This is a genomic window from Achromobacter sp. Root83 (assembly GCF_001428845.1).
Taxonomy (GTDB): domain Bacteria; phylum Pseudomonadota; class Gammaproteobacteria; order Burkholderiales; family Burkholderiaceae_B; genus Achromobacter.
The window spans coordinates 80,791-101,129 of sequence record NZ_LMIU01000008.1; the positions used below are offsets into that span (position 1 = coordinate 80,791).

Below are 20,339 nucleotides of genomic sequence, written 5' to 3' on the forward strand. Positions count from 1 at the left end.
GTCTGTCGGGGTTATCGGGGGGTGGCGTTCAGGCTGGCCAGATAGGCGCGCCAGCCGCCGAAGGCGGTGATGTCCCGCGCGCCTTCCAGGCCCCGCGGCTCGCAGATGAAACCCTTGACGAGGCGGCCGTCCGCCAGCTCGAGCGTGCCGATTCCCAGCGGCGCCGGGATCTCGGCCACGAAGGCGCCGAAGGCCGTGACCGGCACGTCCCACAGTTCGACCTCGATGGGCGCGCCGCTGTCCGACTTCACCAGGCCGGGCTTGGGCGGCGTGGTGTTGGCCAGGGCGTAGAGCCGGTAGTCGCCGGCGGTCGACGTCTTTTCCACGAACGCCGCGTAGCGCGAGGTCAGTTGATGGTTCAGCGGCATGCCCGTCAGGTGCGCGCCCACGACCGCCACGCGCACGGTGTCTGCGGGGGGCGCGTTATCGGCGGCCACCGGCGGCAGCGGCTCGCCCGTGGCGCCCAGCGGCAAACCTCGGCGCGCCTGCCAGCGCTTGCCGAACTGGGCCAGCGCGCGGTCCTGCCATGCCAGCCCGATCAGCGTGATGCCCGAGGGCAGGCCGTCGGCACGCATGCCGGCAGGCACCGCCAGCGCGGACAGGTCAGCCAGATTGGCAAAGTTGGTGTACACGCCCAGACGTGAATTCAGCGTGACGGGATCGGCTTGCAACTGGGCGATGGTGTAGATGGAAGGCGAGGTCGGCACGACCAGTGCGTCGAAGCCCTCAAGCGCCTGATGAATCCGGCGGGTCAGCTCGGCGCGGCGGTATTCGGCCTTGAATGCGTCCAGCGCGCTGTAGTTGGCGGCCTGCTCCACAATGCCGCGCACCACGGGGTTGATGGCGTCCGGTTGTTCCTTCCACAAGGCTTCCACGGCGGCAAAGCGTTCGGCCACCCACGGCCCCTGGTACAGCAACGCGGCCAACTCATTGAACGGCGCGAAGTCGATGGCCTCGACCCGCGCGCCGTCCGCCCGCAGCGCGCGCACGGCGTCGTCGAACACGGCGGCGGCTTGCGCATCGCCGAAGAATTCCAGCGAGGCGGGTATGGCCAGCCGGGGCGCCTTGGGCCACGGCAAGCAGGCCCCCGGGGGCATCGGCCGCGAATAGGGATCGCGTTCGTCGAAGCTGCTGGCAACCAGGGCTACCCGTTCGGCATCGTCCACGGTCAGCGCGAAGATCGACACGCAGTCCAACGTGCGGCACGCGGGCACCACGCCCGCCGTGCTGAGCCAGCCCTTGGTGGGCTTCAGGCCCACGATGTTGTTGAAGCCCGCGGGCACGCGGCCCGAACCCGCGGTATCCGTGCCCAGCGAAAACGCCGCCATGCCGCGCGCAACCACCGATGCGGATCCGGAACTGGAGCCGCCGCTGACATACGCGGGATTGAACGTGTTGGCCACCGCGCCGTGCGGCGAGCGCGTGCCCACGAGGCCGGTGGCGAACTGATCCAGATTGGTCTTGCCGACCAGGATGGCGCCGGCTGCGCGCAGGCGCCGCACGACCGTCGCGTCCTCGTCCGGAGTGTAGGCAAACTCGGGGCAGGCGGCGGTGGTGGGCCAGCCGGCCGCGTCGATGTTGTCCTTGATGGCGAAGGGCACGCCATACAGCGGCAGGCGCGAGAGGTCGCCGCCGGCGGCGGCCAGCAGCAGGCGCAGGCCGTCGAGCTGCTCGTCCAGCCCGGCGCGGTCGACGCGCCGTATCCAGGCGTTGTCAGCGGGGCTCGCCGGCGCGGCGGCGAAGCCGGCCAACAGCGCCTCGGGCTGCGCCCCGTCGCGGTAGGCGGCCTGCCACTGCGCGATCGTCCAACCCGTGGGGCTCTTCTGCGTTGCTGCGGCATTCATGCTGGAATCCTTTCTTGTATACAAGTACGGATACCCAAGCAATCGGCGTGCCATGTTGGACGCCCGCGGTGTCTTCCCTCTGCCGCCGCCGCAAAACCGGGGCAAACAGCGTTTCCCCGCTCATGGGCGCTTCGCATCCCGCACCGCAAGCGGGCGCATCGCGCACCTGTTTTGTGCATGCGGCACCGTTTCGATCCACCCCGCGCCGCATCGCCGCGCCCATGCGCATTCGCGTAAACACCCCCTCTTCATACGGCGGCCCCGCGCTGCGCACAACTTGGCACGCCTTTTGCTTTGACGTCCATGTTGTCGGGTGTTGTTCAGACCGTTCTCGCCGGCCAAACCGGCACATTCCATCCAGGAGTCACCATGAAACGCAGACTAGCCCTTAAGCAACTGACCGCCATGAGCCTGTTGGCCATGTCCGGCTGGATGCCGCAGGTGTACGCCGCCGACGACACCATCAAGGTCGGCATCCTGCATTCCCTGTCGGGCACCATGGCCATCTCGGAAACGTCGCTCAAGGACGTTGCGCTGATGACCATTGAAGAGATCAACGCCAATGGCGGCGTGATGGGCAAGAAGCTCGAGGCCGTGATCGTGGATCCCGCGTCGAACTGGCCGCTGTTTGCGGAGAAGTCGCGCCAGCTCCTGTCGCAGGACAAGGTGGCGGTGGTCTTCGGCTGCTGGACGTCGGTATCGCGCAAGTCCGTGCTGCCGGTGTTCAAGGAACTGAACGGCCTGCTCTTCTACCCCGTGCAATACGAAGGCGAAGAGCTTGAGAAAAACGTGTTCTACACGGGCGCCGCGCCCAACCAGCAAGCCATTCCCGCGGTGGAATACCTGATGAGCGAAGACGGCGGCGGGGCCAAGCGCTTCGTGCTGCTGGGCACCGACTACGTCTACCCCCGCACCACCAACAAGATCCTGCGCGCCTTCCTGCATTCCAAGGGCGTGAAGGACAGTGACATCGACGAGGTCTACACGCCGTTCGGCCATTCCGACTACCAGACCATCGTGGCCAACATCAAGAAGTTCGCCACGGGCGGCAAGACGGCCGTCATCTCCACCATCAACGGCGACTCCAACGTGCCCTTCTACAAGGAACTGGGCAATGCGGGCCTGAAGGCCACGGACGTGCCGGTCGTGGCGTTCTCGGTGGGCGAAGAGGAACTGCGGGGCGTGGACACGAAGCCGCTGGTGGGCCACCTGGCGGCCTGGAACTACTTCCAGTCCGTCAAGAACCCCGTCAACGAAGCGTTCATCGCGAAGTGGAAGGCCTACGCCAAGGCCAAGAACCTGCCCAACGCCAACACGGTCGTGACGAACGATCCGATGGAAGCCACCTACATCGGCATCCACATGTGGAAGCAGGCCGTGGAACAGGCCAAGACCACGGACGTGGACAAGGTGATCGCGAACATGGGCGGCCAGAAGTTCAGCGCGCCCGACGGCTACACCATCGAAATGGACAAGACCAACCACCACCTGCACAAGCCCGTCTACATCGGCGAGATCAAGGCGGACGGCCAGTTCAACGTGGTGTGGAAGAGCAAGGGCCCGATCCGCGCCCAGCCCTGGAGCCCGTACATCCCGGGTAACGAAGGCAAGCAAGGCCTCTAAAGGAAAGGGCAGCCATGCGCATCGCGGCAATCGCACACTTCCTGTGTCGTCTTCTTCTTGCGTGGCTGGTGGCCATGCCGATGCTGTCCGCCCCCGCGGCGGCGGCCGGCGTGGACCCATCCCTGCTTGCGCCGCTGGCCGGCGACGACACGGGCGCCAAGCTGCAAGCGATTGCCGCGCTGGGCCAGCTTCCCGATCCGGGCGCGGCCGCGGTGCTGCAGGCGCTGGGCAACGACCAGCTCTACGCAACCGACGATGGCCGCCTGCTGATTGGAGACGGCGGCGCGCGCGCCACCGACCCCGCGACCGGGGCCACCGTGGACCTGCCCGCCGGTGCGGGCACCGTCTCCATCAACAACCGCCTGCGCCGCGCCATCGAGGCCGCGCTGGCGGGCTCGCGCCTGTTCTCCGACAAGCCCGGCGAGCGCCTGGACGCCGCGCGGCGGCTGCAGCAGACAGGCGACCCCGCGCGCCTGCCAATGCTGGAAAAAGCGCTGGCATCCGAAAAGAACGAGGCCGTGCGCGACGCGCTGCTGATCGCGCAGGCCAATCTGGAATTGAAAAGCACCGACCCCGCCAAGCGGCTCCACGCGGTGGAGCTGCTGGGCGCCACAAGCAATGCCGCATTCCGCCCCACGCTGGCCGCGTTGACGCAGGAACGCGATGGTGTCTACGCCGAACCCGACGCCGGCGTGCGCGACGCCGCCGCCCGTGCGCTCAAGCAGATCGACCGGCATCTGGCCACGATCGAATGGGCCGGCAATCTCTTTTACGGCGTCAGCCTGGGCAGCGTGCTGCTGCTGGCGGCGCTGGGCCTGGCCATCACCTTCGGCCTGATGGGCGTCATCAACATGGCGCACGGCGAACTGCTGATGATCGGCGCCTACGTGACCTATGTGGTGCAGACGCTGTTCCGTTCCTGGCTGCCGGGCTGGCTGGACTGGTACGTGGTGGCCGCCCTGCCCCTGGCCTTCGTGGTGACCGCGCTGGTGGGCATGGCGCTGGAACGCACCGTCATCCGCTGGCTCTATGGCCGTCCATTGGAGACGCTGCTGGCCACCTGGGGCATCAGCCTGATGCTGATGCAGGGGGTGCGCACGCTGTTCGGCGCGCAGAACGTGGAAGTGGGCAACCCAAGCTGGATGTCGGGCGGCGTCACCGTGCTGGGCGGGCTGGTGCTGACTTACAACCGCCTTGTCATCATCGGCTTCGCGTTCTTCGTGGTGTTCCTGGTGTGGGCGCTGCTGAACCACACGCGGCTGGGCCTGTTCGTGCGCGCCATCACGCAGAACCGCCGCATGGCCGACTGTGTGGGCGTGCCTACCGGCCGCGTCGACATGCTGGCCTTCGGGCTGGGGTCCGGCATCGCCGGGCTGGCGGGCGTGGCGCTGTCCCAGCTTGGCAACGTGGGCCCCGACCTGGGCCGCGGCTACATCGTGGATTCGTTCATGGTGGTGGTGCTGGGCGGCGTGGGCCAGTTGGCCGGCACCGTCATCGCCGCGCTGGGCCTGGGCGGCGTCAATAAATTCCTGGAGCCTTACGCGGGAGCCGTCATGGCCAAGATCACCATCCTGGTGCTCATCGTGCTGTTCGTCCAAAAGCGGCCGCAAGGCCTGTTCGCCCCCCGCGGCCGGAGCGTCGAATGAAACAGACCGCGCTGACCGATCTGAACCTGCTGGCCCGCCGCCCCCTGTTCTCGGGCCGGGTGTGGACGGGGCTGGCCGTGGCCGTCGCCCTGCTGGCCTTGCTGCCGCTGCTGAACCTGGTGTTTCCGCCCGGCCATGCCCTGCATGTGTCGGCCTACGCGGTAGCCCTGCTGGGCAAGTTCATGTGCTACGCCATGGCGGCGCTGGCGCTCGACCTGGTGTGGGGCTACGCCGGCATCCTGTCGCTGGGCCACGGGCTCTTCTTCGCGCTGGGCGGCTATGCCCACGGCATGTACCTGATGCGCGCCATCGGCCGCGACGGCGTCTACCAGAGCGACCTGCCGGACTTCATGGTGTTCCTGGACTGGAAAAGCTACCCCTGGTACTGGTCCTACACCGAGCACTTCTGGTACGCCATGCTGCTGGTGGTGCTGGTGCCGGGCGTGCTGGCTTTCGTGTTCGGCTACTTCGCCTTCCGCTCGCGTATCAAGGGCGTGTATTTTTCGATCATCACACAGGCGCTGACGTTCGCCGCCATGCTGCTGTTTTTTCGCAACGACACGGGCTTTGGCGGCAATAACGGCTTCACCGATTTCAAGCGCATCCTGGGGTTCGACATCACCGCGCCGGGCACGCGCGCCACGCTGTACTGGGTCACGCTGGCCGCGCTGGCCGGTGCGCTGATCCTGGCGCGCATGGTCACGCAAAGCAAGCTGGGCCGCGTGCTGACCGCCGTGCGCGACGCCGAGAGCCGCCTGCGCTTCATCGGCTACGACCCGCTGGGATTCAAGCTGTTCGTGTGGACCCTGTCGGCCGTGCTGTGCGGCATCGCGGGCGCGCTGTACGTGCCGCAGGTGGGCATCATCAACCCCAGCGAGATGTCCACCGAGACCTCGATCGAAATGGTGATCTGGGTGGCCACGGGCGGACGCGGCACGCTGGTCGGCCCCATCATCGGCGCGGGCGCGGTGAACGGCCTGAAGACCTGGTTCACCAGCGTGCTTCCGGAGTTCTGGCTGTATGCGCTGGGCCTGATCTTCGTGCTGGTGACCCTGTTCCTGCCCACGGGCATCGTCGGCCTGGCCCGCCGCATCGCGGCCCGCATCCAGGAGAAAAAGGCATGACGACCACGCATACCGAATCCGCCATGCTGGACGGCGGCCCGAGCGGCGACGCCGGCTACGGCCGCGTCAGCCCCCAGGGCCTGGACACCAGCCACGGCGCCATCCTGTACCTGGAAGGCATCACGGTCAGCTTCGACGGGTTCAAGGCGCTCAATGACCTGACGCTGGACATCGGCGTGGGAGAGCTGCGCTGCGTCATCGGCCCCAACGGCGCGGGCAAGACCACGATGATGGACGTGATCACGGGCAAGACGCGGCCCACGGCGGGCACGGCCTACTTCGGCCAGAGCATCGACCTGACGACGCTGAACGAGGCCCAGATCGCGCACGCCGGCATCGGCCGCAAGTTCCAGCGGCCCACGGTATTCGAACAGCACACCGTGTTCGAAAACCTGGAGCTGGCGATGAAGACGGACAAGCGGGTGCGGCCCACGCTGTTCTCGCGCCTGACCGGCGAACAGGCCGACCGGATCGGCGAAACGCTGGACCTGATCCGCCTGCGGCCCGAGGTTTGGCGGCCCGCCGGGCTGCTATCGCACGGCCAGAAGCAGTGGCTGGAGATCGGCATGCTGCTGATGCAGGAGCCGCGGTTATTGCTGCTGGACGAGCCCGTCGCCGGCATGACCGACGCCGAGACCGAACGCACCGGCGAACTGCTGAACGAATTGCGCGGACGCCATTCCCTGATGGTGGTGGAGCACGACATGGACTTCGTCAACCAGATCGCGGGCGACGGCAAGGTCACCGTGCTGCACGAGGGCTCGGTGCTGGCCGAAGGACCGATGAGCAAGGTCCAGGCCGACCCGCGCGTGATCGAAGTCTATCTGGGACGCTGACATGCTGGACGTAAGCACGATCGACCAATACTACGGCGGCAGCCACACCCTGCGCGGCGTGTCGCTGTCCGTCAGGCAGGGCGAATGCCTGGCACTGCTGGGCCGCAACGGCGTGGGCAAGACCACGCTGCTCAAGTGCGTGATGGGCGTGCTGCCCGTGGCGCGCGGCGGCATCGCCTTCGACGGCGCGGACATCACGCGCCTGGCGCCGCACCAGCGCGCCGCGCGCGGCATGGCCTATGTGCCCCAGGGCCGCGACATCTTCGCACGGCTGACGGTGGAAGAGAACATCCTGATGGGCATGGCCACCAAGCCCGCGGCCCGCGCGCGCCGCATCAAGGAAGAGGTCTTCGAGCTGTTCCCCGTGTTGAAGAGCATGCTGTCGCGCCGCGGCGGCGACCTGTCCGGCGGGCAGCAACAGCAGTTGGCGATTGCGCGGGCGCTGGTGGCCGAGCCCAAGCTCATCATCCTGGACGAACCCACCGAAGGCATCCAGCCGTCCATCATCAAGGACATCGCGCGCGTCATCCACATGCTGCGCGAACGCGGCGACATCGCCATCCTGCTGTGCGAGCAGTACTTCGATTTCGCGCGCGAACTGGCGGACCAGTTCGTGGTGCTGTCGCGCGGCGAAGTCGTGGCCAGCGGCGGACGCGACGCCATCGAAGGCGAGGACGTGCGCCGGCACCTGTCGGTGTAGCGCGCACGCGTCCGGCCGCTGCTGCCGATGCGGCGGCGCCAGCCTGCTCCGATATAATCGGCGGCCATGTGCCCCGCGTCCTTCCTGACCCGCCCCTGCTTGTGGCTCGCGCTTGCCGCGATCCTGTGGGCATCGCTGGCGCCGTCGCTTGCACAGGCCCTGAGCCTGAATCCCCAGGGCGATCACCTCCAGCGCATCAGCGTCGACTATTGCGCAAGCGCGGGGGAATCCACGCTGACGCTGGACGTCCGCCAGGACGATCGCGGCGGCGGGCATGCAGGTTCCCACGAGGACGGCCACCACTGCCCGCTGTGCCGCAATCCGCAAACCGGCGTCGGCATCCTTCCCGCCTCCGTGCCCGTGCTGCCGGCCCCCGCGGCCCGCGCCATCGGCTATCCGCCGCTGTTCTTCAGCGCGGGCCAGCCCCTGCACGCCTGGAGCGCGGCCCAGCCGCGTGCCCCTCCAACGGTCTGACGCCGCCCCGCGCGGCCGGGCGCCACCCGCGCGCCCGCCGCCGCCTTCCGATCGCCACGCATCGCCCGCGCGCCCCGCGCGCGCTGTCCTGCGCCGCCACGTCAGACCCGAATGCCCATGCCTATCCCCGCCGCCCGTCGTTCATCCGTCCCGCCCTCCCGGCCGCCGCTCGCCGCGCGCGCCAAGCGCTGGCTCTACCTGACCCACCGCTGGGCGGGCGTCGTGCTGTGCCTGTTCTTCGCCATGTGGTTCATCTCGGGCGTGGTGATGATGTACGTGGGCTATCCGAAGCTCACGGCCCACGAGCGCCTGTCGCACCTGGCGCCGCTGGACGCCGCCCGCATCGCCGTCACGCCCGCCCAGGCGCTGGCGGCCGCGGGGGTGGACGGCTCGCCGGACCTGGTCCTGGCCGCCACGCGCGGCGGCGCCCCGGTGTACGAGGTGCCGGCCGCCCACGGCCAGGCGCCCAAGGTCGTGGACGCCGTCACCGGCGCGTTACTGCCCGCCGCCGACGCGGCCGTCGCGCAGGCCACCGGCGACGCGTGGTTCGGCGGACAGTACGCCTCGCGCTATCGAAGCACCGTGATCGAGGATGTCTACACGCATTCCCGCGCGCTGGACGCGCACCGCCCTCTGCATCGCGTGGACATGGGTGACCCCGCGCATACCCGCCTCTATATTTCATCCTCCACCGGCGCGGTGGTGCTGGACGCCACCCGCGCCGAGCGCGCCTGGAACTACGCGGGCGCGTGGATCCACTGGTTGTATCCGTTCCGGGGAACCGCGCTGGATCCCTGGTGGCACGACATCGTCGTATGGCTGTCCATCGCCGGTGTGGTGGTGGCGTTGACGGGCACGATCGTTGGCATCCTGCGCTGGCGCTTCCCGCGGCCGTACGCCAGCGGCAGCCGCTCGCCTTACCGCGACAGCATGATGCGCTGGCATCACATCAGCGGCCTGCTGTTCGCGGCAATCACCATCACCTGGATCTTCAGCGGGCTGATGTCGATGAATCCCTGGAAACTCTTCACCAGCTCCGCCGCCCCGCTGGCCCGGTCCGCCTACGCCGGGCCGGCGGGCGCCGATCCCCTGGCGCCTCCCCGGGCCTTGATCGCCGCCCTGCCGTCGCCTCCCATGGAATTGCGCTGGGCGCGGGCGGCGGGCCAGGAGCTGGTGCGGGCGCGCGGCGCATCGGGCGCGACGCATGTGCTGTCCGCGACGGCGGCTCGGCCCGAGGTCCTGGACGAGGGCGTGCTGCGCGGCGCGGCGGCCGCGCTGGTGCCCGGCGCGCACCTCACGCAAACGCAGGTTCTGCGCGACTACGACATCTACTATTACGCCCGCGACGAACACGCGATGATGGGGCACGTCGAAAAGCCCTTGCCAGTCTGGCGCCTGGTCTACGACAACCCGCAGGCGACCTGGGTCTATCTGGATCCCAAGACCGGCCAGATTCTGGACCGCCAGGACCGCAGCACCCGCGCCGGCCGCTGGCTGTTCGCGTTCCTGCATAGCTGGGACTGGACCGCCCTGCTGACTCGGCGGCCGCTGTGGGACGCCCTGCTGATCTTCCTGAGCCTGGGCGGCGCGGCGCTGAGCCTGACGGGTGTCGTGATCGGCTGGCGGCGGCTGGGCAGGAAACTGCGCGCTTTGCAAGGTAACTGACGGGTACGCCCGCTACCATCGCGGCAGTGAATTACTGCTACGCGATGACATGTCATGGATTTTCTGGAAAGCTGCAACCATTCCCTGTTTCTGCTGATCAACGCCGACTCCGCCACGCCGGCATGGCGGATCCATGGCGCCCTGCTGGCGGCCAACAAGCTGATCCTGCTGGTGCCGGGCGTGCTGGCCGGCGTGTGGCTGTGGGGCGGCGAACCGCAACGCAGCCTGATGCTCAAGGCGCTGGCCAGCATTGCGGTGGCGCTTGCCGCCAGCTATCTGATCGGCGCGCTGTGGCCGCATCCGCGGCCATTCGCCATCGGGCTGGGGCACGCCTTTTTCCCGCACAAGGCGACGTCCTCGTTCCCCAGCAACCACACCATCATCATCGCCACGTTCGCATTCGCGCTGGTGCTGGACCGGCGCTGGGCGGGCTGGGGCTGGCTGGCGTTTGCAGGGGCGGCCGTGGCCGGCACGGCGCGCGTCTACCTGGGCGTGCACTTCCCGCTGGACATCCTGGGCGGACTGGCGCTGGCGCCCCTGGCCGCCGCATTGACCATTCCGCCATGGCGCCGCGCGGGCCAGCCGCTGACCACGGCGGCGCAGGGCCTGTACCGCAAGGCGCTGGCCCTGCCTATCGCGCGCGGATGGATCCGCGCGTGAACCGTTAGCGCGGGTCGTGCCGGGGTTGCGCCGAGCCTGTGCCGACGTTGCGCCGAGTCTGCCGGCCGCGCCGCGCTCAGTTGATCGCGACCTTTGCTTCCTTGACCAGCTTGGCGTAGTTCTCGGTATCCGCGCCGATGCGCGCCTGCATTTCGGCAGGCGAATCGCCGATGGGCACGGCGCCGATCTCCGCCATGCGCCGCGAGAAGTCCGGCGACCGGATGATCTTCACCATCTCGGCGTTCAGCCGGTCCACCACGTCCTTGGGCGCCGCCGCCGGCGCGAGCACGCCGAACCAGGTGCCCATGTTGAAGGGCTTCAGGCCGGCTTCTTCCATCGTGGGCACGTCCGGCAGCGCGGCCGAACGCTGGTTGGTGGTGACGGCCAGCGCCCGCAGCTTGCCGCTCTGGATGTGCGCAAGCACCGGCGTGATGGTGTCGAAGGACATGTCGATCTGCCCGCCCAACAAGTCGGTCGTCAGCGGGCCGCTGCCCTTGTAGGGCACGTGCAGCAGTTGGACATGCCCGGCGCGCTCGAACTGCGCGCCGATCAGGTGCTGGCCCGTGCCCATGCCGTTGGAGCCATAAGTCAGCTTGCCCGGCGCTGCCTGCGCCAGCTTCAGCAGCGACTTCACGTCCTTGGCGTCCAGCCTGGGGTTGACCACCAGCACGTTGGGCACCAGCGCCACCGTGGTCACCGGCGCGAAGTCCTTCTGGAAGTCGTAGTGCAGGTTCTTGTAGACGCTGGTGGCGATGGTGTGATGCACCGCGCCCATCAGCAGCGTATAACCGTCCGGCGCCGCCTTGGCCACGTAGTCCGCGCCCAGCGTGGATCCCGCGCCCGGCTTGTTCTCCACCACCACGGGCTGGCCCAGGCTTTTGGACAGTTCCTGCCCCAACGCCCGCGCCAGCACATCCGTGGTGCCGCCGGCCGGAAACGGCACGACCAGGTTGATCGGCCGCGCGGGGTAGGACTGCGCCAGCGCGCCGCCCCCCGCGAAGGGCAGTCCGAGCAGGCAGGCGAACGCCAGGGCGCGCGCGGTAATCGCTTTCTTGTGCATGGTTTGTCTCCGGTATACGAATGGACTTCGCTTCTTCTTCTGTTGCCCGGAACCAGCCCGGGGTCTGACGCCCCTGTGCCTGGTTCCGGTGTGCGCCGCCTGGCTGCGCGCAGGGGCGTCTGGCGTCCCTGCGCGCGCCGCGCCTAGGCGGCCTTGGCCTGCGCCAATGACGCCAGCCTGGCGCAGACCGCGGCGGTGACCTGTTCGGTGTTCGCGCTGCCGCCGAGGTCGCCCGTGTGCAGGGAGGGATCGGCGGTCACGCTTTCGATGGCTTGCATGAGACGGGCGGCGGCTTGCGTTTCGCCCAGGTGCTCCAGCAGCATGACCACCGACCAGAACGTACCCACCGGATTCGCCAGGCCCTTACCCATGATGTCGAAGGCGGACCCGTGGATCGGCTCGAACATGGACGGATAGCGGCGCTCGGGATCGATGTTGCCGGTGGGCGCGATGCCCAGGCTGCCCGCCAGCGCCGCGGCCAGGTCGCTTAGGATGTCGGCGTGCAGATTGGTGGCCACGATGGTATCCAGCGTCGCGGGCCGGTTGACCATGCGCGCCGTGGCCGCGTCGACCAGTTCCTTGTCCCAGGTCACGTCGGGAAATTCGCGGCTGACCTGCACCGCGATCTCGTCCCACATCACCATGGCGTGGCGCTGCGCGTTGGACTTGGTCACCACCGTCAGCAGCTTGCGCGGCCGGGACTGCGCAAGCTTGAATGCGAAGCGCAGAATGCGCTCGACGCCGGCGCGGGTCATGATGGACACGTCGGTCGCGGCTTCGATGGGATGGCCCTGATGCACGCGCCCGCCCACGCCCGAGTACTCGCCCTCGGAGTTCTCGCGCACGATCACCCAGTCAAGCTGTTCGGGCGTGCAGCGCTTGAGGGGCGCGTCGATGCCGGGCAGGATGCGGGTGGGACGCACGTTGGCGTACTGGTCGAAACCTTGGCAGATCTTCAGCCGCAGGCCCCACAGCGTGATGTGATCGGGAATGTCGGGGTCGCCCGCCGAGCCGAACAGGATGGCATCCTTGTCGCGCAGCGCGTCCAGGCCATCGGCCGGCATCATCGCGCCATGCTGGCGGTAGTAGTCGCCGCCCCAATCGAAATTCTGGAATTCGAAGCGCAGGCCGCCCTGCTTGGCAAGCTCTTGCATGACGCGCTGCCCGGCCGGAATCACTTCCTTGCCGATGCCGTCGCCGGGTATGGTTGCGATGCGATAGGTTTTCATGGCGGCCAGCGCTCCTTGCTGATTGAGGTCTGCTGGCACTGTACCCAGCGGCCGGGCCCGCGCCCGCCCGAAAATTCACAACATCTTCAACTTCTAGTTGAAAGTCCGGCGGTCTGGGCCGTTTGCCACGTGGCTTCGTGCTCCAGCAGCCAGCGTTTGCGGTGCAGGCCGCCGCCGTAGCCGGTCAGCGAGGCGTTGGCGCCGATCACCCGATGGCACGGGACCACGATGCCCACGGGGTTCGCGCCGTTGGCCAGGCCGACCGCGCGCACGGCCGTGGGCCGCGAGATGCGCGCGGCCAGGGCGCCGTAGCTGACGGTGCTGCCGCTTTCAATGCCTCGCAGCGCCTGCCAGACCTGACGCTGGAAATCCGTGCCGCCCAGCGCGACGGGCAGGTCCGCGATGGCCGCGACGTCGCCGTCGAAATAGGCCTCCAAACGGCGGCGCGCCGTGGAAGGCTGGACCGCGTCCCGCAGCGCCACGGCGTCCCTGCCGTACTGGCGGCGCAGCAGCGTATGCATGCGCGCCTCGAAGTCCTGCCAATCCACGGCGCGCAGGCGTTGCTGCGCATCGGTCAGAACGAGCATCAGCCCGATGGGGGTGGGCACGCGTTCAAGCGCGAAGGATTGAACCGGCATGGCGCCTGCTCCTGGTGGTAGGGATCCGCGCCACTATAGACGCGCTTGGGCGGCCCGCGCTGGCGCTTTTCGGACAAGGTTGTGCATGTCGCATTGATGTCCGAAAACCGCTAGATCCCGCCCGGCAGCCGGCGTTAGTATCGGCGCATGGACCTGAACCACGACGCCTGCTACAGCGCCATCCAAGTGCGCGACGCCCGCTACGACGGCCGCTTCTTCACGGCCGTCAAGACCACGCGCATCTATTGCCGCCCGGTCTGCCCGGCGCGCACTCCCCTATCGAAGAACGTCGCGTTCTACGCCACCGCCGCGGCCGCGCAGGAGGCCGGCTTCCACCCGTGCCTGCGCTGCCGTCCCGAAACGGCGCCCGAGCTCGGCCCCGGGCACGAACTGCCGGCCGGCGTTGCGCGCGCGCTGCAACTGATCGAACTGGGCGCGCTGGACGAAGACGGCGTGGACGCGCTGGCCCAGCGCCTGGGCATGGGGGAACGGCAGCTACGGCGCCAGTTCCGCCAGCATCTGGGCGCATCGCCCGTGGCGGTCGCCCAGACCCGGCGCGTACTGCTGGCCAAGCAGCTCATCCACGAAACGCATCTGCCGATGGCCGAGATCGCCTTCGCAGCGGGCTTTGGCAGCATCCGCCGCTTCAACGAGATATTCCTGGACCTGTTCGGGCGCGCGCCGGGCGCCTTGCGGCGCTCGGAAAAGCCCGAGGTGTCCGCGGGGCAGCATGGCGAGATCAAGCTGCTGCTGCGCTATCGGCCGCCCTACGACTGGGACGCCATGCTGGACTTCCTGCGGCTGCGCGCCATTCCCGGCATCGAACAGGTCACGGACGACACCTATGCGCGCACCATCTGCCTGGACGGCGGCCAGGGCACGGTCACGGTGCGGCCGGGCACCGGCAATGCGCTGCAGGCAACGGTGCGCTTTCCCCGGCTGCAGGCGCTGCCCGCCATCATCGCGCGCCTGCGCCGCGTCTTCGACCTGGCGAGCGACCCCGTCGCCATCGCGGCGCAGTTCTCGCAGGATCCCGTCATGACCGGGCTGATCCAGGCCAGGCCGGGCCTGCGCGTGCCGGGCGCCTGGGACGGATTCGAGCTCGCCATGCGCGCCGTGCTGGGCCAGCAGATCACGGTGCTTGCCGCCATCCGCCTGGCCGGCAAGCTGGTGGCCGCGCATGGCGCGCCGATGGCCCGGCCGGAAGGCGCGCTGACGCATGTGTTCCCGCTGCCGGAGGCCGTGGCCGCCGCGGAACTGGCGTCTTTGGGCATGCCGCGCAGCCGCGCGGCGACGCTGTCGGCGGTCGCCGCGGCGGCCGTGGCGGACAAGCATCTCTTTAACGCCGCCGGCGGCCTGGAAGAGGCCGTGCGGCGCTTGCGCACGATCCGCGGCGTGGGGGAATGGACGGCGCAGTACATCGCCCTGCGCCAGTTGCGCGAGCCAGACGCGTTTCCGAATGCGGACATCGGCTTGATACGCGCACTGGAACGGCTGGAATCCCGCCCCTACAACCCGGCGCAGTTGCTGGCCCGGTCCGAGCCCTGGCGGCCGTGGCGCGCCTATGCGGCGCAGCACCTGTGGGCGGCGTGAGCGCGGCACCTGTCGGCGGGATGGGCGCGGCCGCGCGCCCGAAGCCTTACCACTGGGCGTCCGTGCCTTCCTGGAAATAGCCCACCAGAAAATCCACGAAGGCCCGCACCTTGGCGGACAGGTGGTGCCGTTCCGGGAAGACGGCGTAGATATCCGCCTGCGGCAGCGCATAGTCTTCCAGCACCTGAACCAGCCGGCCGCTGCGCAGATAGCGCGCCAGATCCCATTCGGCGCGCTGCAGGATGCCCAGGCCGGCCAGCCCCCAGGTCAGCGTCACCTCGCCATCGTTGCTGCTGAGGTTGCCGCGCACCTTCACGGTCTCGCTGCGCCGGCCCTTGGTAAAACGCCACATCCCGTAGGTGGCGTCGTTCTGGCGCAGCACGATGCATTGATGGCGCGCGAGGTCATGCGGGGTGGCGGGCACGCCGTGCAGCTTCAGGTAGCCGGGGGAGGCGCACACCAGGCGGCGATTGGGCGCGATCTTGCGCGCGATCAGGCTGGTATCCGGCAGGTCGCCGAAACGCACGGCGACGTCGAACGCGTCGCGCACGAAGTCGGCCGGCCGGTCGGTGAGCTGCAGTTGCAGCGCGACCTCCGGGTACTTCTGCGCGAACTCGGCGATGGCCGGCGCGATGTAGCTGCGGCCGAAGCCCAGCGGCGCGTTGACCTTGAGCAGTCCGCGCGGACTGGCCTGACGGCTGGCGATCTGCTCGTCCAGGTCGTCGATCTCGTCCAGGATGCGGCGGGCGCTTTCCAGGTAGACCTCGCCTTCGGCGGTCAGGCTCAGGCGGCGGGTGCTGCGGTTGAACAGCCGCACGCCCAGCCGCGCCTCGATCTGCGCCAGCCGCTTGCTGACCGCGGCGGGCGTGACGTCGAGCTCTCGCGCGGCCGCCGACATACCGCCAGCGCGCGCGAGCTCAACCACTAGCTGCAATTCACTGGAATGTCCCATGGGTATGGGCCCAGCGCCTCAATCGCGGAAGTTTTCGAACTGCAGCGGCAGGTCGACGTCCGTCTTCTTCAGCAGGGCAATGGCGGTCTGCAGGTCATCGCGCTTCTTGCCGGTGATGCGCAGCTTGTCGCCGTTGATCTGGGATTCCACCTTGAGCTTGGCATTCTTGATGGCGGCGATGAGCTTCTTGGCCACCGGCTGCTCGATGCCTTGCTTGATGGTGACCTTCTGGCGGGCGCCCCCCAGGTTTTCCAGGGGATCGGCCACGTCCAGGCAGCGCACGTCGATGCCGCGGGCCGACAGGCGGCCGCGCAGGATGTCCAGCATCTGCTTGAGCTGGAACGCGCTGGAGGCGACCTGGGTCACGACGAAGCCGTCCAGTTCGAACTTGGCTTCGGTGCCCTTGAAGTCGAAGCGGGTGGCCAGTTCGCGGTTCGCCTGATCGATGGCGTTGCTGAGTTCGTGTTTGTCGACTTCGGAGACGACGTCAAAAGTAGGCATGACACGGGTCCTGTGGGTGAGTGATGGAAGTGCTTACACCCGCCATTTTAGCGGTCCCGCGTCCGGCGTCACGTCGTCACCACCAACAGGCGCTCCGATTGCAGCGGATGCGGCATGACATGCGCCTCGATTCCATACGCCAGATACAGATTCGCCGGCGTCAGCACCTGCGCCGGCGTGCCGGCCGCGATGCCGCGCCCCGCGCAGAGCAGCAGCAGGCGGTCGCACCAGCGCGCGGCCAGGTTCATGTCGTGCAGGATCACCAGTACCCCCGTATCGCCGGCGTGCGCCAGGCCGGCGGCCACGCGCAGCAGATCGCCCTGATGCTTGGGATCCAGGCTGGCGGTGGGTTCGTCCAGCAGCAGGTAGCGCGGCTCGCCGTCGGCGCGCGCCGCCTTGCACTGCACCAGCACCCGGGCGAACTGCACGCGCTGCTGTTCCCCGCCCGAGAGCTCGGGATAGCGGCGCGCCCCCAGATGCGACACGTCGGCCCAGCCCAGCGCCAGGTCCACCAGCGCATCCACTTGCCCGGGGGACAGTTCCGGAAACGGATAGGCACCCATGGCGACCACTTCGCGCACGTCCAGATCGAAGCTCAGCCCCGGCTTTTGCGGCAGCACCGCGCGCAGGCGGGCCTGCCGCCGGTGCGCCAGCCCGCGCAGGTCCGCGTCGCCCAGGCGCACCGATCCCGAATCGGGCGCCAGTTCGGCCGACATCGCGCCCAGCAGGGTGGACTTGCCCGCGCCGTTGGCGCCCAGCAGTCCCACCACTTCGCCGGGACGCACCGCCAGGGACACCTGGTCCAGGATGCGATTGCCGCCGCGCGTCAGGATAAGGTTGTCGGCCGCCAGCATCATCCGTGCCTCCGGCCACGCGCCAGCAGCCACAAGAAAAAGGGTCCTCCGACCAGGCTGGTCACCAGCCCGATCGGCAATTCCGCCGGCACCACGGCCACGCGCGCCAGCCAATCGGCCAACGTCAGCGCCAAGGCGCCGCCCAGCACGCAGGCCGGCAGCAGCCAGCGGTGGTTGGCGCCCAGCGTCATGCGCACCAGATGCGGCACCACCAGGCCGACGAAGCCGATGCCGCCCGTGGCGGCCACCAGCGGGCCCACGATCAGCGCGCACGCCAGCACGAGCTGCGCGCGCACGCGCTTGAGCGCATAGCCCAGATGCTGGGCCTCGCGCTCGCCCAGCAGCAGGGCATTCATGACCCGCCACTGGCGCATCAGCCACCACGACAACAGCAGCACCCACGGCCCCAGGAATGCCAGCAGCGGCCAGTTGGCGCCGGCCAGGCTGCCCATGGTCCAGAACGTCAGGTCGCGCAGTTGGGCGTCATTCGCCACGAAGGTGAACAGCCCGATCATCGCCCCCGCCACCGCGTTGATCGCGATGCCCGCCAGCAGCAGCCCCGCCATTCCGGGCACGCGCCGACCCAGTGTGTAGGCGCAGAAGGTGGCGATCAGGCTGCCGGCGAAGGCCGCCGGCGCCAGTATCCAGAAGCCGCCCGAGGTCAGCACGATGGCGGCCACCGCGCCCAGGGAACCGCCCGCCGAAATGCCGATCAGGCCCGGTTCGGCCAGCGGATTGCGGAACAGCGCCTGCATGGCCGCGCCGGAAATGGCCAGCGCGGCGCCGGCCACCAGGGCGAACAGCACGCGGGGCAGGCGGATGTCGATCAACACGTTGCGCCACAGCGCGTCGTCCGGCGCGGCCGCCCACAGCAGCCGGGGCATGTCGCGCAGAGGAATCTGCACCGCGCCGCTGCTGCTGGCGGCCAGGGCGGCCACGGCCACGGCCGCCCCCAGCAGCGCCAGCGCCATGGGCGCCGAGATGCGTGTGGACGCGCGCCCCGCGCTAGCGCCCCATGACACCGGCAGCCTCCCGCTTGAGCTCGGTCAGCGCCAGCGGCAGGCGCGGCCCCATGCCCAGCAGCAGCAGGTCGTCCATGACGATCACGCGCTTGTGGGCGGCAGCGGGCGTGGAGGCGATGCCGGGCAGGCGCAGCAGCTTTTCCACGCCGCCCGAGGCGTCAATGGACGTGCTCGTGATGACGATCACGTCGGGCGCGAGCGCGCTGATCGCCTCGGCCGACACCGGCTTGTAGCCCTGCTGGTCTTTCAGCACGTTCACCAGCCCGGCCATCGCCATGACCTCGTTGGCGGCGGTGCCGCCCCCGGCGCCCTGCAGCGCGCCGGTGCGGTTAAGCAGCAGGACCGCCCGCGCATTGGTGACGGGAATCGCGTCCACCGCCGCGAGGTCGCGCGCAATGCCCGCCACCATGGTCTCGCCGGCGGGCGCCACGTCCAGCGCCTGGGCGATGTCGCGGATGCGCGCCTTCAGCGAATCGACGGACGGCGTATCCGGCACGGTCACGATGCGCACGCCGACGTCGCCCAACCGCTTGAGGGCGTCGGGCGGCCCCGCCTGTTCGGACGCCAGCACCAGGTCGGGCTTGAGCGCCAGCACGCCTTCCACCGGCACCGCGCGGTAATAGCCGACGCGCGGCAGCTTGGTCGCGGCCTCCGGGTACAGGCTGGAAAGATCGTCTCCCACCAGCCTGCCGCCCTGCCCCAACTGGTACACGATCTCTGTCACGCTGCCGCCCAGCGTCACCACGCGGGCGGGCGGCGCGGCCTGCGCGCCCGCCACCAGCAACCAGCCCGCCGCCACTGCCCACCATTTGTTCATCGCAGCTTCCTTGGATGCTCAAGCGGCCAGCGGCGCGCTGCACAGGCCGACCATCAGTTCGCGCCAGCCCGTGAGTTCCGGCTTGCCCGGCTTGCGCTCGCCGAAGAACTGCACGATCAGGTCGCCCGTGGATGCATATACCTCCAGCGAGGTCACCCAGCCGTCGGAGGTGGGCTTGTTGACCACCCAGGCCGACGCGATCGCGGTCGTATCCAGGTGCAGATTGAACTTCGGGTCCAGTACGTTGAACCAGGGGCCGGTGCGGCGCAGCGCCTGCACCGGGCCCGAATGGATCTGGATCATGCCGCGGTTGCCCACGAAACACATGATGGGCAGGCCGGATTCCGCGGCCGACTGCAGCATGCGTTCCACGGCGTCGGCCGGCACCGGCTGGGCCAGGTCTTCGCCGGCCGCCGTCAGGGCCGCCAGCCGCGATACCTTGAACTTGCGCAGCAGCGGAAAGAATTCGTGGGTGTCCTTCATGCCCAGCCAGGCTGCGCGCCAGGCCTGTGCATCCTCGACCTGTTCGGCGTCGGTGACGGGGGCATAGGATTCGGCCACGGGCCATTGCGATTCCCCCGCGAACCGGGCGACCAGCGCATCGTAGGCGGCCGCGTCGGTGGCGTCGGTGCGGTAGACCTTGTGCACCGCCACGCCCGCGCCGTCAAAGAACTGCAGGCTGTGGCGCCCGTCCTGCTCGACCGCCCAGGCGGACTTCCAGGCGGTGAAGAACACCCGCAGGTCGATATCCGGTCCCAGCACCAGGCCCACCGGACCTTCGGCCTGAATGTCCAGATACGCGCCATGGCGTTCATGCACGCACCAGTCGTTGCGGGTCAGCGCCATGACTTCGCCCAGCGTGCCCAGTTCGCGGAAAATCGCTTGCGGCACGCCGTGCAGCGCAGTCGCCCTCACGCCGCCACAGCCCGCGGCCACCCATTCGGCCTCGGACACGCCCAGCGCCTGGGCAAGATTGCGGGCGCGCAGCCCGGGCTGCGCCGCGGCCAGTGTCTCGTTGCGGGCGCGCAGTTCCTCGGCGCGTGTCGTGAAATCGGTATTCGTCATCGTAGGCCCTCCGGCCGGTGCCAAACATTGCTGAAA

Annotated in this window: 19 protein-coding genes; 9 read left to right on the forward strand and 10 right to left on the reverse strand. The window is 68.9% G+C overall.

Annotated elements, in window-relative coordinates; translation table 11 throughout:
* Positions 1–11 precede the first annotated feature (11 nt).
* Positions 12–1,844, reverse strand: coding sequence for an allophanate hydrolase (atzF, locus tag ASE30_RS10160; protein WP_057284182.1), 1,833 nt, complete (start codon positions 1,842–1,844; stop codon positions 12–14).
* Between the two features lie 369 nt (positions 1,845–2,213).
* On the opposite strand from atzF, the gene urtA reads away from it, so the two are divergent.
* The 8 genes from urtA (at position 2,214) to ASE30_RS10200 (ending at position 10,572) form a co-directional block, all read left to right on the forward strand.
* Positions 2,214–3,467: an urea ABC transporter substrate-binding protein gene (gene urtA, locus ASE30_RS10165; RefSeq protein ID WP_057284183.1), complete on the forward strand. Its 1,254-nt coding sequence runs from the start codon at positions 2,214–2,216 to the stop codon at positions 3,465–3,467.
* A gap of 14 nt (positions 3,468–3,481) precedes the next feature.
* Complete coding sequence (gene urtB, locus ASE30_RS10170) at positions 3,482–5,113, forward strand: urea ABC transporter permease subunit UrtB (RefSeq protein WP_057284184.1); 1,632 nt, start codon at positions 3,482–3,484, stop codon at positions 5,111–5,113.
* Entirely contained in the window at positions 5,110–6,237 is a 1,128-nt protein-coding gene (urtC, locus tag ASE30_RS10175; protein WP_057284185.1) for an urea ABC transporter permease subunit UrtC, read from the forward strand. The genes urtB and urtC overlap by 4 nt, the downstream gene beginning before the upstream one ends.
* Positions 6,234–7,073 (forward strand): urea ABC transporter ATP-binding protein UrtD, encoded by an 840-nt coding sequence (gene urtD / locus ASE30_RS10180; RefSeq protein WP_057284186.1) that lies wholly within the window; start codon positions 6,234–6,236, stop codon positions 7,071–7,073. Before urtC ends, urtD begins: the two co-directional genes overlap by 4 nt.
* Position 7,074: 1 nt before the next feature.
* Entirely contained in the window at positions 7,075–7,773 is a 699-nt protein-coding gene (gene urtE, locus ASE30_RS10185) for an urea ABC transporter ATP-binding subunit UrtE (protein ID WP_057284187.1), read from the forward strand.
* 66 nt (positions 7,774–7,839) lie between these two features.
* Positions 7,840–8,247, forward strand: coding sequence for a DUF2946 domain-containing protein (locus ASE30_RS10190; protein WP_057284188.1), 408 nt, complete (start codon positions 7,840–7,842; stop codon positions 8,245–8,247).
* Positions 8,248–8,364: 117 nt separating this feature from the next.
* Complete coding sequence (locus tag ASE30_RS10195) at positions 8,365–9,912, forward strand: PepSY domain-containing protein (protein ID WP_057284324.1); 1,548 nt, start codon at positions 8,365–8,367, stop codon at positions 9,910–9,912.
* Positions 9,913–9,966: 54 nt separating this feature from the next.
* Positions 9,967–10,572 carry a phosphatase PAP2 family protein gene (locus ASE30_RS10200; protein WP_057284189.1) on the forward strand — a complete coding sequence of 202 codons (606 nt, stop codon included), beginning with the start codon at positions 9,967–9,969 and terminating at the stop codon, positions 10,570–10,572.
* Positions 10,573–10,648: 76 nt separating this feature from the next.
* Here the strand turns inward: ASE30_RS10200 and ASE30_RS10205 are convergent, their stop codons facing one another.
* The 3 genes from ASE30_RS10205 to ASE30_RS10215 all read right to left on the reverse strand — a co-directional run bounded on the left by ASE30_RS10205 (position 10,649) and on the right by ASE30_RS10215 (position 13,499).
* Positions 10,649–11,632, reverse strand: coding sequence for a tripartite tricarboxylate transporter substrate binding protein (locus ASE30_RS10205; RefSeq protein WP_057284190.1), 984 nt, complete (start codon positions 11,630–11,632; stop codon positions 10,649–10,651).
* Between the two features lie 143 nt (positions 11,633–11,775).
* Positions 11,776–12,861: a tartrate dehydrogenase gene (locus ASE30_RS10210; RefSeq protein WP_057284191.1), complete on the reverse strand. Its 1,086-nt coding sequence runs from the start codon at positions 12,859–12,861 to the stop codon at positions 11,776–11,778.
* 86 nt (positions 12,862–12,947) lie between these two features.
* Positions 12,948–13,499, reverse strand: coding sequence for a methylated-DNA--[protein]-cysteine S-methyltransferase (locus ASE30_RS10215; protein ID WP_200964425.1), 552 nt, complete (start codon positions 13,497–13,499; stop codon positions 12,948–12,950).
* Positions 13,500–13,646: 147 nt separating this feature from the next.
* On the opposite strand from ASE30_RS10215, the gene ASE30_RS10220 reads away from it, so the two are divergent.
* Positions 13,647–15,092, forward strand: coding sequence for an AlkA N-terminal domain-containing protein (locus ASE30_RS10220; RefSeq protein WP_057284192.1), 1,446 nt, complete (start codon positions 13,647–13,649; stop codon positions 15,090–15,092).
* 46 nt (positions 15,093–15,138) lie between these two features.
* On the opposite strand, the gene ASE30_RS10225 is transcribed toward ASE30_RS10220, so the two are convergent.
* From ASE30_RS10225 to ASE30_RS10250, 6 genes are all read right to left on the reverse strand, one after another.
* On the reverse strand, positions 15,139–16,044 hold the full coding sequence (locus tag ASE30_RS10225) for a LysR family transcriptional regulator (RefSeq protein ID WP_057284193.1): 906 nt from the start codon (positions 16,042–16,044) through the stop codon (positions 15,139–15,141).
* A gap of 18 nt (positions 16,045–16,062) precedes the next feature.
* Entirely contained in the window at positions 16,063–16,545 is a 483-nt protein-coding gene (locus ASE30_RS10230) for a YajQ family cyclic di-GMP-binding protein (protein ID WP_057284194.1), read from the reverse strand.
* A 68-nt stretch (positions 16,546–16,613) separates the two neighbouring features.
* On the reverse strand, positions 16,614–17,402 hold the full coding sequence (locus ASE30_RS10235) for a heme ABC transporter ATP-binding protein (protein WP_057284195.1): 789 nt from the start codon (positions 17,400–17,402) through the stop codon (positions 16,614–16,616).
* Entirely contained in the window at positions 17,399–18,370 is a 972-nt protein-coding gene (locus tag ASE30_RS10240) for an iron ABC transporter permease (RefSeq protein ID WP_057284196.1), read from the reverse strand. Before ASE30_RS10240 ends, ASE30_RS10235 begins: the two co-directional genes overlap by 4 nt.
* A gap of 34 nt (positions 18,371–18,404) precedes the next feature.
* On the reverse strand, positions 18,405–19,238 hold the full coding sequence (locus ASE30_RS10245) for a hemin ABC transporter substrate-binding protein (protein WP_057284197.1): 834 nt from the start codon (positions 19,236–19,238) through the stop codon (positions 18,405–18,407).
* An 18-nt stretch (positions 19,239–19,256) separates the two neighbouring features.
* The gene (locus ASE30_RS10250; RefSeq protein ID WP_057284198.1) at positions 19,257–20,303 is read right to left on the reverse strand and encodes a hemin-degrading factor; all 1,047 of its coding nucleotides are present in this window, start codon (positions 20,301–20,303) and stop codon (positions 19,257–19,259) included.
* Positions 20,304–20,339 lie beyond the last annotated feature (36 nt).